We start from the raw sequence: 13,856 nt of genomic DNA on the forward strand, positions 1-13,856 counted from the left end.
CACACCCGGTTGACGCTACGTTGCGTGACGATCACACCAAATCGGGCATAGCCCCTGGACGTTGACGTTTACGACAGGCGCTTCAGCAGCATCGCGGAGGCGACCGGTCGCGCCCCCGCCTTCGCGACCCCGTCGGCCACCTCGCGGTCGGTGGAGGCGACGATGACGGGCCGCCCCGGCGGCTCGGCGCGCACCAGCTGGCGGATCAACTCGTCGGCGGTGACACCGGGTTTGGAGAACAGCACCCGTACCCCGCGCGGGGGCGCCAGCAGCACCGGGGCCGCCAGTTCGGCCCCGTCGAAGACGCAGGTGACCTCGGCGCCGGTCTGAGCGGCGAGCTGGGAGAGCTGACCGAGGAGCCTGAGGCGCTGCTTCTCCAGGGGCATCTGCGGATAGCCGGTCTTGGTGACGTTGTAGCCGTCGACCACCAAGTGCGCCTGCGGCAGGGCGAGAAGCTGGTCCAGGACGGCCGGATCGTGCTCGGACAGCGCCCGCGCGGCGATGTCCTTCGGGGTCATTCGTCCCGGTTCGACCGCGTCGACGGTTTCCGCCGGTCGTACGGACACGGGCGGCAACGCCAGTTCGCGGCGCAGCCCCTGGGCCGCGTCCAGAACGGTGTCCAGAAGCAGACGGACGCGCATGTCCTCGACACTGCGCCCCTCCCGTGCCGCTCTGCGCGTGGCCTCGAGGGCCGCCTCGGCCTCACCGAGGCGCGCCTTGAGCCGCCGGGTCTCGCTCTCCGCGGCGGACACCTGGGCCTGTCCCTCGGCCCGTACGGCCTCGATCTCGCCCTGGATCTTGCGCAGGGCGGCCTCGCCGCGCTTGACGTCGCTGAGGGCGGCACGGAGCTTGCGGTGAAGCGATTCGGCTTCCTTCTTGGCCGACTCCAGCTCCACCCGCAGCCGCTCGGTCTCCGCGCGGGTCTGGTCACGGGCGGCGGTGAGTTCCTCGCGCAGCCGCTCCAGCTCGGCCCGGCTCTCCTCGTCGGCCCGCTCGGCGTCCGCCCGCTGGGCCTCCTCGCCGGCCGCGGTGACGAGCTTGACCCAGCCGGTGGGCCGCAGAACATAGGCCGCGGCCGCCACGTCGAGCGGATCCGCGGCCGGGGGCGGCGAGCCGGAGTCGAGGGCGCCGGCGAGCTCCGGCTGGGCCTCTCTCAGCTTCTCCCCGATGCGCTGCCGGAACAGCGGATCGGTCTCCAGCGCCGCCGCCATCGCGTTCCCGGCGAACTTGGCCCGCCGGTTCGGCGCGAAGCGCGCGTACTGCCTCAGCTGGGCGGGCAGCTCCGCGACGGTCAGCCCGCCGAACCCGTCCGAGACGATCTGTACGACCCTTCTGCGCACACCGTCGGGCAGCGGACGGTCGAGCACCTCGGCGGCGCCGTCGCCCGGCCCCCCGCCTTGCGTCTCCACCATCCGTCACACCCCATCACTGTGCGGGGCCGCTCCCGGTCAGGAGCCGGCGCCCGGCCTGTCCACGAGTTCCACCTGGTCCACGGCGTTGCACCAGCGGCAGCGCACCGACTCGATGGTCTCACTGACCACCTCGCGCTCCTCGACCTTCGGCTCTCCGGCCAGGTCGAGGTGGACGTACTCGACGACCTTCGACGAGCGGGTCACGTCGAAGCGCGTGAGGTTGCCGCAGAGGGTGCAGCGCCACCGCGTCGTGGCGGTCGGCAGGGGAACCGTCATCGTGACTGTTCGCTTTCCTTCTAGTCTCCGTGACGCCCCAGCTTCCCTGGAGCGTGTGGCCGTAACCCTACGGCCTGCCGCCGACTCACCGCTGGTGCGTTCTAGGCGGCGAGGCGGTCTGGGCGGCTGCGTCCTGTTACGTCATGCTCTGTGTTCATGATCGGCAACTGGGACGTGACCATCGGCAGAGTGCTCCGCACACCCTCGGCACCGGTGACGTACGGCCTGATCGCCCTGTGCTGTCTGCTCTTCCTGGCCGGGCCCGCGGCGGGGCTGAACCCGGCCTACGGCACCGGGGACGCGCTGCTCGCCGCGCAGCGCGCCTACTTCCACCGCTGGGGCGTGGTCCCGGCCGAGCTGTTCCAGGGCTCGCCCCGGGCCGCGCTCACCCCGGCGACCGCCCTGTTCGTGCACGGCAGCTGGGTGCACCTGCTGGGCAACATGCTCTTCCTCTACGTCTTCGGGGCGATGACCGAGGAACGGATGGGCCGGATCCGGTTCACGCTCTTCTACGTCGGCTGCGGCTGTCTGGCCCTGCTGGGCTACGCGGCCGCCAACGCCGCCTCCGAGCAGTCCCTGGTCGGCGCGTCCGGGGCGATCTCGGCGGTCCTGGGGGCGTTTCTGTACCTGTTCCCCGGGGCCCGGGTGACAAGCCTGCTGCCCTTCCTGTTCTTCCTCCCCCTCCGCTTCCCCGCCTGGGTCGTCCTGCCCTTCTGGGCGTCCCTGCAGTGGCTGGCGGCGGGCCGGGCGTCCCAGGGGCCCGGGGTGGCGTATCTGGCCCACCTGGTGGGCTTCGGCCTGGGCTTCCTCTACGCGTGGGGTTTCCGCCGTACGACTAGAGTGAGGGCCGCCCCTGCTCCGGCCCCCGAGGGAGAGAACCAGCCGTGATCACCGCGATCGTCCTCATCAAGACCAGCGTGGACCGGATCCCCGAGATCGCCGAGCGGATCGCCGCGCTGGACTCCGTCAGTGAGGTCTTCTCCGTCACGGGCACCTACGACCTGATCGCCATGGTCCGGGTCAAGCAGCACGAGGACCTGGCGGAGGTCATCCCGGGCTCCATCAGCAAGATCCCGGGCGTCGAGGCCACGGACACCCATGTCGCGTTCCGGACCTACTCGCAGCACGACCTGGAGGCCGCGTTCGCGATCGGCCTGGACTCCTGACGCGCCGCCCTACTCCGCGGGACGGTGCAGCCGCCCCCAGAGGGTGACCAGCGCGCCCCAGTTCACCACCTGCCAGGCCGGGATGTCGGCGGAGTGCGGCACGCCGTCCTCGTCGGCGCCCCGCACCGTGAGGCTCGCGTCCCGCCGCATCGCCCACCAGGACCGGGGGACGGACGGGTCCGGCAGGTCGACGGCGAGTGTGGGCTCCTCCAGGCCGGACCACGGCAGGAGCGTCCGCCCGCGCGGCAGCCACAGCCCCCGCGCGTCCGCCGTGAGCCGGCCGAAGGCGACCTGCCGGCCCTCATCGAGCCGGGCGAGCAGTGCGGGCGCCTGCGCCCCGCCCACCCGCCGCCGCACGTGGTGGACGGCGGCGCGGATCGCCGCGTTCTCGGCGCGTTGCTCGTCCGGCTCGTGAAGCCGCCACTCGTCGAGGACGAAGGAGTGTTCCGAGCCGTCGGCGAACCGCGCCAGGTGCCGATGGCCGAAGGCGTACCAGGGCGGGCCGTGCTCCCGGCCCCGTCTCAGGGTCAGGTCGATCGTGGAGCGCCAGTCGGTCACCTGCTCCCAGCGCCGGGCCCGCGCGCCCGGCACCGACACCAGCCCCTCCTCGTACAGGTACACCGGTGCCGTACGGAGCAGCCGTGGCCGACGGCGCGCGACGGCCACCGCGAGGAGCTCCCCGAGTTCCCCGGCCGACGCCGACTCACCTACCGCGGCCGGAATCCCCACACAAGGGATGATTACACGGCCGGAACGCAGCGGCCGTCCTCGGTGCGGTAGTTCCACCTCGCCCCGTCGCTCACCAGTTCCCGCACGGCGTTCACGAAGCGCTCGACATGCTCGTCGGGGGTGCCCGCGCCGAAGCTGACCCGGATCGCGTTCAGCGACTTCTCGCCGGGCGCGGCCTCGGGGGCGCCGCACTCGCCCTGGGTCTGGGGGTCGGAGCCGAGGAGGGTGCGCACCAGCGGGTGGGCGCAGAAGAGACCGTCGCGGACGCCGATGCCGTACTCGGCGGAGAGGGCGGCGGCGAAGTGGGAGCTGTTCCAGCCCTCGACGACGAAGGAGATCACGCCGACCCGGGGCGCGTCGTCGCCGAAGAGGGACAGCACCTTCACCTGCGGGACCTCCGCCAGGCCTGCCCGCACCTTCTCGATCAGGTGCCGCTCGCGGGCGACCAGGGTGTCGAAGCCGGCCTCCGTCAGCGCCTTGCAGGCCGAGGCGATGGAGTAGGCGCCGATCACGTTCGGGGAGCCCGCCTCGTGCCGGGCGGCGCTGTCGTGCCACTCCACGTCCACTCCCCCGTCCTCACGGCGGGTGACCTTGCGGCTGGCGCCGCCACCCGCGAGGTAGGGGTCGGCCGCGCGCAGCCAGTCGGCGCGGCCGGCCAGGACGCCGGAGCCGAAGGGGGCGTACAGCTTGTGGCCGGAGAAGGCGACCCAGTCGACGTCCAGGTCACGGACGGAGACGGGGTGGTGCGGGGCCAGCTGGGCGGCGTCCAGCACGATGCGCGCGCCGTGCGCGTGGGCGGCGGCGGCCAGCTCGCGGACCGGCCACAGCTCGCCGGTGACGTTCGAGGCGCCGGTGACGCAGACCAGGGCCGGGCCCTTCGGGTCGCGGTCGGCGAGGGCGCGCTCCAGGGTCTCCACGGCCTGCGCGGGGGTGCGCGGGGCGTTGAGGTAGGTGACCCGGGCGTCCTGCCAGGGCAGCAGGCTGGCGTGGTGCTCGGTCTCGAAGACGAAGACCTGGCAGTCGGCGGGGAGGGCGCGGGCGAGGAGGTTGAGGGAGTCCGTGGTCGAGCGGGTGAAGACCAGCTGGTCGTCGGCGCGGCAGTCGAGGAACTCGGCGACGGTCCTGCGGGCGTTCTCGAACAGGTCGGTGGAGAGCTGCGAGAGGTAGCCCGCACCGCGGTGGACGCTGCCGTAGTACGGGGCGTAGGCGGCCACGTCGTCCCAGACGCGCTGCAGGGCGGGGGCGCTGGCCGCGTAGTCGAGGGCCGCGTAGGTGACTTCGCCGCCCGTCACGAGCGGGACGGTGACATCCCGGCCCAGAACGGGCAGAGGGGCACAAATGGTCTGGACGGACGCAGCGGTGGAGACAGACATGGGGAACTCCCGTGAAAGGCAGAGAAAAAGGCGAGAAGGGGGTGCGCGGAGGCGGGGCTCGGCGGCCCTATCGCATTCGCTTGCTCACGGGAGACTCCCTCGATGACCAGGATCCCTGGGCTGTGCTCATCTCGAGAGCGTGAGGGATCCGCGCTTGCCGCAGACCTCGCTGCCTACGGCCTGGTCTTCACCCGGGGCACCCCGCCACGGACGGAGGGTTGCCGGACAGTCGGCCGGGGCCTCATGACTGTCACTCATGACCTGGAAGAGAACGTACGTGAGGTGATCGCGGTCCCGCAACCCGTGTCCGGATGACGGGACCGCGACCTCCTTCGGTTACTTGTTGCTGGCCGCCACCCAGCGCTCCAGCGCCCGCTTGGCCGCCCCGGAGTCGATCGACTCCGCCGCCCGGTCCATGCCGGCCCGCAACTGCTCGGCCAGGGTGCCCGGACCGGGGTCGAGGGCCACCAGGGCCGCCGCCGAGTTCAGCAGGACGGCGTCCCGTACCGGGCCCGTCTCGCCGTCCAGGAGACGCCGGGCGACCTCCGCGTTGTAGGAGGGGTCGCCGCCGCGCAGAGCCTCCACCGGGACGAGGTCGATGCCGACGTCACGGGGGTCGAAGGTCTCCTCGGTGACCTTGCCGTCCCGGACGATCCAGACGTGGGACGTGGACGTCGTCGTGAGTTCGTCGAGGCCGTCGTCGCCGCGGAAGACGAGCGAGGAGTTGCCGCGCTCGGCGAAGACGCCGGCGACGATCGGCGCCATGCGCGGGTCGGCGACACCCACGGCCTGCGCCCGCACCTTGGCGGGGTTGGTGAGCGGACCGAGCGCGTTGAACACCGTCCGGATGCCCAACTGGCCGCGCGTGGCGCCGACATGACGCAGCGCCGGATGGAACTTGATCGCGAAGCAGAAGGTGATCCCGGCCTCCGCGGCCACCTGCGGGATCCGCTGCACGGGCAGTTCGAGGTTGACGCCCAGCTTCTCCAGGACGTCGGAGGCCCCGGACGCGGAGGACGCGGCCCGGTTGCCGTGCTTGACGACCCGCGCCCCGGTGCCGGCGACCACGATCGCGGACATCGTGGAGATGTTGACGGTCTTCGCGCCGTCGCCGCCGGTGCCGACGATGTCGACGGTCGGACCCGGCACCTCGATGACGTTCGCGTGCTCGTACATCGTCCGGACCAGGCCGTTGATCTCCTCGACGGTCTCGCCCTTGGCCCTGAGGGCCACCACGAACCCGGCGATCTGCGCGTCGGTCGCCTCGCCGCGCATCATCAGGTCCATCGCCCAGGCGGTGTCGTCGGTGCTCAGGTCCCTACCGTTCAGCAGGCCGTTCAGCAGCAGGGGCCAGGAACGGCCCGCCGCGGTGTCGCCTCCAGCGGGGGTCACAGCGCTCATGAGGCCGCTCCTGGGTGTCGTAGAAGTAACGCAGTGTGGGCCCACCCTATCCAGGTCGGCGCACGAAGAAGGGCCCCCGTCCGGTGTTCGGACGGGGGCCCTTCCGCCGTGGCGTGGCGAGCCGCAGCGATCAGTGGTGGCCGTGGCCGCTCGTGATCTCCTTGTACTCCTCGACGGTCGGCTTCGGGATCTGGGACTCGTCGCCGTAGTACGCCTCGCTCAGCTTGGCGCGCAGCTTCTGGGAGCCCTTGACCTTGCGCTCGACGCCGTTCTCGTCGACCGTCGGGCCGATCTCGACCGGCTTGTACTGCTCGTGCGCCGTGAGGGTGTGCAGCGCCTCCTGGCTGAGCGGCTCGTGGACCTCGATGAACTCACCGTGCGGCAGGCGCTTGATGATGCCGGACTCGCGCCCGTGCAGCACCTTGTCCCTGTCCCGGCGCTGCAGGCCGAGGCAGATCCGCTTGGTGGCGATGAAGACCAGGACCGGTACGACGAAGAAGCCGACGCGCACGAACCAGGTGATCGCGTTGATCGACAGGTTGAAGTGCGTGGCCCACAGGTCGTTGCCGCCGCCGATCATCAGCACGAAGTACCAGGAGATCCACGCGGCACCGAACGCGGTACGCGTCGGGGCGTTGCGCGGACGGTCCAGGATGTGGTGCTCGCGCTTGTCGCCGGTGACCCAGGACTCGATGAACGGGTAGACCGCGATCGCGACCAGGACCAGCGGGAAGATCACCAGCGGGATGAACACGCCCAGGACGAGCGTGTGGCCCCAGAGGTTGATCTCCCAGCCCGGCATCGTACGAATCAGGCCCTCGGAGAAGCCCATGTACCAGTCGGGCTGGGCGCCGGTGGACACCTGGTCCGGACGGTAGGGGCCCATGGCCCAGATCGGGTTGATCGAGGCGATCGCCGCGATGGCCGTGATGACACCGAAGACCAGGAAGAAGAAGCCGCCGGCCTTCGCCATGTACACCGGCAGCAGCGGCATGCCGACGACGTTGTTGTTCGTCTTTCCGGGGCCCGCGAACTGCGTGTGCTTGTGGTAGAAGACCAGGATCAGGTGGCCCACCATCAGGCCGAGCATGATGCCCGGCAGCAGCAGGATGTGGACCGAGTAGAACCGGGCCACGAAGTCGCCGCCAGGGAACTCGCCGCCGAAGAGGAAGAACGACAGGTACGTGCCGACGATCGGCACGGACAGGACCGCGCCCTCCATGAAGCGGACACCGGTGCCGGAGAGCAGGTCGTCCGGGAGCGAGTAACCGGTGAAGCCGGTGAACATGCCCAGGACGAGCAGCAGGAAGCCGAACAGCCAGTTGACCTCACGCGGCTTGCGGAACGCGCCGGTGAAGAACACGCGCATCATGTGCACGAACATGCCGGCGAGGAAGATCAGCGCGGCCCAGTGGTGGATCTGCCGGATCAGCAGACCACCGCGCACGTCGAAGGAGATGTGCAGGGTCGAGTTGAACGCCTCGGACATCATCTGGCCCTGCAGCGGGATGTAGCTGCCGTGGTACTCCACCTCGTTCATCGACGGGTGGAAGAACAGCGTCAGGTACACACCCGTGAGGATGAGGATGATGAAGCTGTACATGCACACTTCGCCCAGCATGAACGACCAGTGGTCGGGGAAGATCTTGCGCATGTTGGTCTTGGCCAGGGAGTAGATCCCCAGCCGGCCGTCGGCCCAGTCGGCGACGCGCTCTCCGGCGGGCGCCTTGCCGCGCCGCGGGGCGGTGTTCTCGTTGGTGCTCATCCGCGCTCCCAGAATGCAGGACCGACGGGCTCCTCGAAGTCGCCGAGCGCCTCGAGATAGCCCTCGTCGTTCACACCGATCCGCAGCTGCGGCAGGGCGTGACCGGCGGGGCCGAAGATCACCCGGGCACCGTCGGAGAGGTCGAAGGTGGACTGGTGGCAGGGGCACAGCACATGGTGCGTCTGCTGCTCGTACAGGGAGATCGGGCAGCCCACGTGGGTGCAGATCTTCGAGAAGGCGACGATGCCCTCGTAGGACCAGTCGAGCTCGCGCTTGTCCTTGATGTTCTCCGGCTGGAGCCGGACGATCATCAGCGCCGCCTTGGCGATCTGGGTCTGGAAGTCCTCGTCCTTCTCCTCCAGGCCCTCGGGCTTGGCGAAGGTGAGCGAGCCGACCGCGACGTCGGAGGGACGCAGCGGCTCGTTCGTGTTCATGTTGACGAGCAGCTTGCCCTTGGACCACAGCGTGTGGCGGAGCTTGGTCCCGGGCAGCGGGCCGAGGTCGCGCAGCAGCATGACACCGGAGAGCGGGAACAGGGCCAGCGCGCCGAACATGGTGTTGCGGATCAGCTTGCGGCGGCCGAGCGCGGACTCCTTGGCGCCCTGCTTGAAGTCGGCCATGACCTTGGCCTTGACCTCGGGCGAGGCCTCGATCGGGTGCCGCTCGTCGGCGATCTCCACGTCGGACATCAGGGTGCGGGCCCAGTGGACCGCGCCCGCGCCGATGCTGAACAGCGCGACGCCCAGGGTCAGGCCGAGCGCGAAGTTCAGCGCGTTGATGTGGCCGATCGGGAAGACGTAGATCGCCTTGTCGTGCGGGATCGCCACGTACGAGGCGATGAAGCCGACCGTGGCCAGCATCGACACCGTGAACAGCATGGCCACCACACGCTCGGACCGCTTGGCGGCCCGCTCGTCGATGTCCTGGATCCGGTGCTCGTGCGGGGGCAGACCGGGATCCGCGAAGGGGTCCTTGTCGTCCGCGACGCTTACCGCGCCGTGCGCGTCCTGCTCAGCGGGCAGGTTCTCTTCTGGAATGTCTTGGCTACTCATGACTTCTTGGCCTTTGCGGTCCGAGCGGCGACCCAGACGGCGACCGCGATCAGCGCGCCGAGTCCGAAGATCCAGGCGAACAGGCCTTCGGAGACCGGGCCGAGTCCGCCCAGCTCAAGACCGCCGGGGCTCTCGGTGTTGCCTCCGTTGACCGCGTTCAGGTACGCGATGATGTCCTTCTTGTTCTGCTCGGTCAGCGTGGTGTCGGGGAACGACGGCATGTTCTGCGGGCCGGTCTGCATGGCCTCGTAGATGTGCTTCGGCGCGGCGCCCTCGAGGCTCGGCGCGTACTTGCCGTGCGTCAGCGCACCACCCTTGCCGGTGAAATTGTGGCACTGCGCGCAGTTGGTGCGGAACAGCTCGCCGCCCTTGGCGATGTCGGCACCGTCCGGGCCGTACTCCGCCTTCGTGGGGATGGACGGACCGGCGCCCAGCGAGGCGATGTACGCCGCGAGCTGGTCGATCTGGGCCTGCGTGTAGATGACCTTCTTGCGCGGGATCTGAGCGCCCGGCTGCTGGGCCGGCATACGGCCGGTGCCGACCTGGAAGTCGACGGCCGCGGCGCCCACGCCGACGAGACTCGGACCGTCGGAGGACCCCTGCCCACCGGTTCCGTGGCACGTAGCGCAGCCCACGGAGTAGAGCTTCTTGCCCTCGTCGATGGCGAGGGACTGGGCGGTGTCGTCGGCCTTCGCCTGGCTCGCGGGCGCGAGCGTGGCGTACAGCCCCCCAGTGGCCGCCAGCGCGAGGAGGAGGACGACGACCGCCGCCAGCGGATGGCGTCGTCGTGCGGAGAGCTTTTTCACGGATTACCCCGGTGTCAGGATCTTCTGCGTCGATGCTTCTGGGATGTGCGCCGCGCGGGCGCACGCGGGAACGGGCCCGGCTACTTGATCAGGTAGATCGTGGCGAAGAGGCCGATCCACACGACATCGACGAAGTGCCAGTAGTAGGACACGACGATGGCCGCGGTCGCCTGTTCGTGCGTGAACCTCTTGGCCGCGTAGGTGCGGCCGAGGACGAACAGGAAGGCGATGAGGCCGCCTGTCACGTGCATGCCGTGGAAGCCGGTGGTCAGGTAGAACACCGAGCCGTACGGGTCGGAGGACAGGGAGAGCCCGTCCTTCTTCACCAGCTCCGTGTACTCGTAGATCTGACCGCCGATGAAGATCGCACCCATGACGAAGGTGACGATGAACCAGCCCCGGAGCTTCTTCACGTCCCCGCGCTCGGCGGCGAAGACACCGAGCTGGCAGGTGAGGGAGGAGAGCACCAGGATCGTGGTGTTGGTCGCGGAGAACGGAAGGTTGAGATGGCTCGCCATCTCCTTCCAGTGATCCGGACCGGTCACCGATCGCAGGGTGAAGTACATCGCGAAGAGGGCCGCGAAGAACATCAGCTCGGAACTCAGCCAGATGATGGTTCCGACGCTGGTGAGGTTCGGCCGGTTGACCGACGGGTGCGCGTGCCCGGTATCTACTGTCGTTGCTGTCGCCACGCCGACATTATGTCGGTCGCTTATCCCGCCCTCACCCCGGGGGGTGCCGTTCGGAGTGTTGCTCCGGTTCATACCGTGGTTGACGTGGTGTTGAACGGAGTAACATCCGCCGCAACGGGCCTTTCCGCACGACGCAGACGTCTCGGAGGAACAATGCAGCCGACCGCCACGGTGCTGGTCTACAGCGACGACTCCACCACCCGCGAACAGGTCCGGTTGGCTACCGGGCGCAGGCCGGCACCGGACGTTCCCGTCGTGGAGTTCGTCGAGTGCGCGACCCCGGCCGCCGTCCTCACCGAGCTGGACAAGGGCGGTATCGACGTCTGTGTGCTGGACGGCGAGGCCGTGCCGATGGGCGGCATGGGCGTGTGCCGGCAGATCAAGGACGAGGTCTTCAACTGCCCGCCGGTGCTGCTGCTGATCGGCCGCCCCCAGGACGCGTGGCTCGCGACCTGGAGCCGGGCGGACGCCGCTGTGACGCTCCCCGTGGACCCGGTGGAGTTCGCCTCGGCACTGGCGGGCCTACTGCGGCGCAAGAGCCTTCAGCAGAGCGCCTAGACGCTCTGCGGACGCAGCCGGGCCCGTTCCGCCGGGCTCGGCGCGTCCAGGGTGTCCGCGACCAGGGCGCTGCCGGTGCGCCACTTCTTCCAGTCGAGGTTCCAGTCGCCGAAGCCGTTGCCGAACGGCTCCATGGTGTTGCCGTTGGAGTTCACGACCTTGACGACGTCGCCCTCGTGGACGTTGTCGAAGAACCACTCGGCGTTGGCGGTGCTCATGCCGGTGCAGCCGTGGGAGACGTTCGCGTAGCCCTGTGAGCCGGTGGACCAGGGGGCCGCGTGCACGTACTCGCCGCTCCAGGTGAGACGGGTGGCGTAGTAGACGGGTAGGTCGTACGAGTCCGCGGAGCCCTCGGCGATGCCGACGGTGGCGCTGCGCATACGTACGAAGTACTCCTTGCCCAGCACCACCTTGACGCCGTTGCGGGTGTCGAAGCCCGGCTTCCCGGTGGTGACCGGGATCTCCTTGATCTCCTCGTCGTTCTTGTAGAACGACAGGGAGTGGGAGGAGGCGTCGGTGACGGCGATGACCCGGTCGCCGATGCTCAGCTTCAGCGGCTTGGACTTGTCGCCCCACAGCCGGTCGCCGATCTTCACGCCGGCCAGGTCGCTGCGCACGCTCACGGTCGCGTGCGCGGGCCAGTAGTCCTTGGGACGGTAGTGGAGTTCCTTGTCGTCCACCCAGTACCAGGCGCCCTGCACGGCGGGGACCGAGTCGACCCTGAGGGCGCGTTCGACGACGGCCCGCTGCGCCTTGTCCTTGACGGGCTGGTCCAGTTTGGCGGTGACCGGCTGGCCGACGCCGTACGTGCCCGAGTCGGGACCGAAGGTGACCTTCAGCCGCTTCTTGGTGGTGGGCTTGCTGGTGTCGAAGGAGAGCACCTTGCGGCCGGGCGCCCCGTCCTCGTCCTCGGTGCTGACCCGCACCGTGTAGTGGGCGTCGGCGGCCAGCGGGGAGGTGCTGTGCCAGCGGGTGCCGTCGGCCGAGAGTTCGCCCGTCACATAGCGGCCGGTGGCGTCCATGGCGACGACGTCCGTGATACGGCCGTCGCCGTCGTCGGCGGTGACCTCGAGGGGCTTGTCCGGGTCGGCCTTCTTGCCCTCGCCGGTGGGGCCGTTGAAGGAGATCTGGTCCGACGCGTCGTACGGCTTGTCGGTCAGCGGGTTGCCGCCGCCGCTGCAAGCGGTGCCGCCCGCGCCGAGGGCGATCACCAGCAGCGTGCAGCTGACGACGGTGCGGGTGCGCGGAGTGCTGTTCATGACGTCGACGCTAGGGAGCGGCGTCAATCATGGCGCGCTGGGTGACTCGTACGGGGGACGCACATTGCGGCAAAAGCAGGAACCCGGACGCTCCTGACGGAGTGTCCGGGCTCCAGAACCGCTCAGCGCGTGCTACTGGGTGCGGTTCTCACCGCGGTAGTACTCGAAGACCCAGCCGTACAGGCCGACCAGGATCACCGGCGCCGAGAAGTACAGCAGCCACCAGCCGATGGCGACCGACAGGAAGGCCAGCGCACCACCGACGCCGAGGGCGAGCGGCTGCCAGCTGTGCGGGCTGAAGAACCCGACCTCGCCGGCCTCGTCCGCGACGTCCGCCTCCTTGTTGTCCATCGCACCCGCGTCGACCCGCCGGGCGGTGAAGCCCAGGTAGAAGCCGACCATGATGCTCAGGCCGAAGGCCAGGAAGAGGGCCGTGGTGCCGGCCGGCTCCTTCGACCACACGCCATAGACGATCGCCATGACGAGAAGGAAGGCGCTCAGCCACATGAACATCTTGCCCTGGATCTTCACTTGCCGGCCTCCTTGCCACCAGCGAGGGCCTTGTCACCGTGAGGCGCGTTCTCCAGCTGGTCGAGGGCCGCGATCTCGGGGTGGTGCAGGTCGAACGCCGGGGATTCGCTGCGGATCCGCGGCAGGGTGAGGAAGTTGTGCCGCGGCGGCGGGCAGGAGGTCGCCCACTCGAGGGAGCGGCCGTAGCCCCACGGGTCGTCGACGCCGACCGGCTTGCCGTACTTGGCCGTCTTCCACACGTTGTAGAGGAACGGCAGGATCGACAGGCCGAGCAGGAACGAGCCGATCGTGGAGACCGTGTTCAGCGCGGTGAAGCCGTCGGCCGCCAGGTAGTCGGCGTACCGACGCGGCATGCCCTCGGCACCCAGCCAGTGCTGCACCAGGAACGTGGTGTGGAAGCCGATGAACAGCGTCCAGAAGGTGATCTTGCCGAGCCGCTCGTCGAGCATCTTGCCGGTCATCTTCGGCCACCAGAAGTGGAAGCCGGAGAACATCGCGAACACCACGGTGCCGAAGACGACGTAGTGGAAGTGCGCCACCACGAAGTACGAGTCGGAGACGTGGAAGTCCATCGGCGGCGAGGCCAGGATGACACCGGTCAGACCACCGAAGGTGAAGGTGATGAGGAAGCCGGTCGCCCAGAGCATCGGTGTCTCGAAGCTCAGGGACCCCTTCCACATGGTGCCGATCCAGTTGAAGAACTTCACGCCGGTCGGGACCGCGATGAGGAACGTCATGAAGGAGAAGAACGGCAGCAGCACACCGCCGGTGACGTACATGTGGTGCGCCCACACCGTCACCGACAGACCCGCGATGGCGATGGTCGCGCCGATCAG

Annotated in this window: 15 protein-coding genes and 1 riboswitch; of the genes, 3 read left to right on the plus strand and 12 right to left on the minus strand. The window is 69.3% G+C overall.

Annotation, left to right across the window (positions count from 1 at the left end; translation table 11 throughout):
* Positions 1-68: 68 nt before the first annotated feature.
* Complete coding sequence (locus ACWCQ1_RS07105; protein ID WP_133042897.1) at positions 69-1,412, minus strand: NYN domain-containing protein; 1,344 nt, start codon at positions 1,410-1,412, stop codon at positions 69-71.
* A 36-nt stretch (positions 1,413-1,448) separates the two neighbouring features.
* Positions 1,449-1,688, minus strand: coding sequence for a hypothetical protein (locus ACWCQ1_RS07110; RefSeq protein WP_055541554.1), 240 nt, complete (start codon positions 1,686-1,688; stop codon positions 1,449-1,451).
* Between the two features lie 156 nt (positions 1,689-1,844).
* On the opposite strand from ACWCQ1_RS07110, the gene ACWCQ1_RS07115 reads away from it, so the two are divergent.
* Together ACWCQ1_RS07115 and ACWCQ1_RS07120 are read left to right on the plus strand one after the other, a co-directional pair.
* Positions 1,845-2,576, plus strand: coding sequence for a rhomboid family intramembrane serine protease (locus tag ACWCQ1_RS07115; protein WP_451026012.1), 732 nt, complete (start codon positions 1,845-1,847; stop codon positions 2,574-2,576).
* Entirely contained in the window at positions 2,573-2,854 is a 282-nt protein-coding gene (locus tag ACWCQ1_RS07120; protein ID WP_089101146.1) for an Lrp/AsnC family transcriptional regulator, read from the plus strand. The genes ACWCQ1_RS07115 and ACWCQ1_RS07120 overlap by 4 nt, the downstream gene beginning before the upstream one ends.
* A 9-nt stretch (positions 2,855-2,863) precedes the next feature.
* Here the strand turns inward: ACWCQ1_RS07120 and ACWCQ1_RS07125 are convergent, their stop codons facing one another.
* The 7 genes from ACWCQ1_RS07125 to ctaE all read right to left on the minus strand — a co-directional run bounded on the left by ACWCQ1_RS07125 (position 2,864) and on the right by ctaE (position 10,672).
* Complete coding sequence (locus tag ACWCQ1_RS07125; RefSeq protein ID WP_133042899.1) at positions 2,864-3,583, minus strand: hypothetical protein; 720 nt, start codon at positions 3,581-3,583, stop codon at positions 2,864-2,866.
* An 11-nt stretch (positions 3,584-3,594) separates the two neighbouring features.
* Positions 3,595-4,956, minus strand: a complete 1,362-nt coding sequence (locus ACWCQ1_RS07130; protein WP_451026013.1) for an aminotransferase class V-fold PLP-dependent enzyme — start codon at positions 4,954-4,956, stop codon at positions 3,595-3,597.
* A 145-nt stretch (positions 4,957-5,101) separates the two neighbouring features.
* Positions 5,102-5,218, minus strand: a riboswitch (SAM riboswitch).
* A 74-nt stretch (positions 5,219-5,292) separates the two neighbouring features.
* Positions 5,293-6,357, minus strand: a complete 1,065-nt coding sequence (trpD, locus tag ACWCQ1_RS07135; RefSeq protein ID WP_451026014.1) for an anthranilate phosphoribosyltransferase — start codon at positions 6,355-6,357, stop codon at positions 5,293-5,295.
* A 130-nt stretch (positions 6,358-6,487) separates the two neighbouring features.
* Positions 6,488-8,122 carry a cytochrome bc1 complex cytochrome b subunit gene (gene qcrB, locus ACWCQ1_RS07140; protein ID WP_133042902.1) on the minus strand — a complete coding sequence of 545 codons (1,635 nt, stop codon included), beginning with the start codon at positions 8,120-8,122 and terminating at the stop codon, positions 6,488-6,490.
* A complete protein-coding gene (qcrA, locus tag ACWCQ1_RS07145) occupies positions 8,119-9,174 on the minus strand; it encodes a cytochrome bc1 complex Rieske iron-sulfur subunit (RefSeq protein ID WP_133042903.1) in 1,056 nt (351 codons plus the stop codon). The genes qcrB and qcrA overlap by 4 nt, the downstream gene beginning before the upstream one ends.
* Positions 9,171-9,980 carry a cytochrome bc1 complex diheme cytochrome c subunit gene (gene qcrC, locus ACWCQ1_RS07150; protein WP_133042904.1) on the minus strand — a complete coding sequence of 270 codons (810 nt, stop codon included), beginning with the start codon at positions 9,978-9,980 and terminating at the stop codon, positions 9,171-9,173. The genes qcrA and qcrC overlap by 4 nt, the downstream gene beginning before the upstream one ends.
* A gap of 80 nt (positions 9,981-10,060) precedes the next feature.
* Positions 10,061-10,672, minus strand: coding sequence for an aa3-type cytochrome oxidase subunit III (ctaE, locus tag ACWCQ1_RS07155; RefSeq protein ID WP_133042905.1), 612 nt, complete (start codon positions 10,670-10,672; stop codon positions 10,061-10,063).
* Between the two features lie 153 nt (positions 10,673-10,825).
* Between ctaE and ACWCQ1_RS07160 the strand changes: the two genes are divergently transcribed.
* Positions 10,826-11,230 carry a response regulator gene (locus tag ACWCQ1_RS07160; protein ID WP_133042906.1) on the plus strand — a complete coding sequence of 135 codons (405 nt, stop codon included), beginning with the start codon at positions 10,826-10,828 and terminating at the stop codon, positions 11,228-11,230.
* On the opposite strand, the gene ACWCQ1_RS07165 is transcribed toward ACWCQ1_RS07160, so the two are convergent.
* The 3 genes from ACWCQ1_RS07165 to ACWCQ1_RS07175 form a co-directional block, all read right to left on the minus strand.
* The gene (locus ACWCQ1_RS07165; protein WP_358595304.1) at positions 11,227-12,489 is read right to left on the minus strand and encodes a L,D-transpeptidase; all 1,263 of its coding nucleotides are present in this window, start codon (positions 12,487-12,489) and stop codon (positions 11,227-11,229) included. The genes ACWCQ1_RS07160 and ACWCQ1_RS07165 overlap by 4 nt on opposite strands.
* Before the next feature lie 132 nt (positions 12,490-12,621).
* Entirely contained in the window at positions 12,622-13,020 is a 399-nt protein-coding gene (locus ACWCQ1_RS07170; protein ID WP_133042908.1) for a cytochrome c oxidase subunit 4, read from the minus strand.
* Positions 13,017-13,856 (minus strand): cytochrome c oxidase subunit I (locus ACWCQ1_RS07175; protein WP_451026015.1); only part of this gene is annotated, 840 nt, incomplete at its 5' end. The genes ACWCQ1_RS07170 and ACWCQ1_RS07175, both read right to left, overlap by 4 nt.

This window comes from Streptomyces sp. NPDC002144 (assembly GCF_053593695.1).

Bases quoted from the DNA above. Each gene is read 5' to 3' on its own strand.
- qcrA (WP_133042903.1), bottom strand. From the start codon at position 9,174: ATGAGTAGCCAAGACATTCCAGAAGAGAACCTGCCCGCTGAGCAGGAC.
- trpD (WP_451026014.1), bottom strand. From the start codon at position 6,357: ATGAGCGCTGTGACCCCCGCTGGAGGCGACACCGCGGCGGGCCGTTCC.
- ACWCQ1_RS07110 (WP_055541554.1), bottom strand. From the start codon at position 1,688: ATGACGGTTCCCCTGCCGACCGCCACGACGCGGTGGCGCTGCACCCTC.
- ACWCQ1_RS07165 (WP_358595304.1), bottom strand. From the start codon at position 12,489: ATGAACAGCACTCCGCGCACCCGCACCGTCGTCAGCTGCACGCTGCTG.
- ACWCQ1_RS07105 (WP_133042897.1), bottom strand. From the start codon at position 1,412: ATGGTGGAGACGCAAGGCGGGGGGCCGGGCGACGGCGCCGCCGAGGTG.
- ACWCQ1_RS07130 (WP_451026013.1), bottom strand. From the start codon at position 4,956: ATGTCTGTCTCCACCGCTGCGTCCGTCCAGACCATTTGTGCCCCTCTG.
- ACWCQ1_RS07160 (WP_133042906.1), top strand. From the start codon at position 10,826: ATGCAGCCGACCGCCACGGTGCTGGTCTACAGCGACGACTCCACCACC.
- qcrB (WP_133042902.1), bottom strand. From the start codon at position 8,122: ATGAGCACCAACGAGAACACCGCCCCGCGGCGCGGCAAGGCGCCCGCC.
- ACWCQ1_RS07115 (WP_451026012.1), top strand. From the start codon at position 1,845: ATGATCGGCAACTGGGACGTGACCATCGGCAGAGTGCTCCGCACACCC.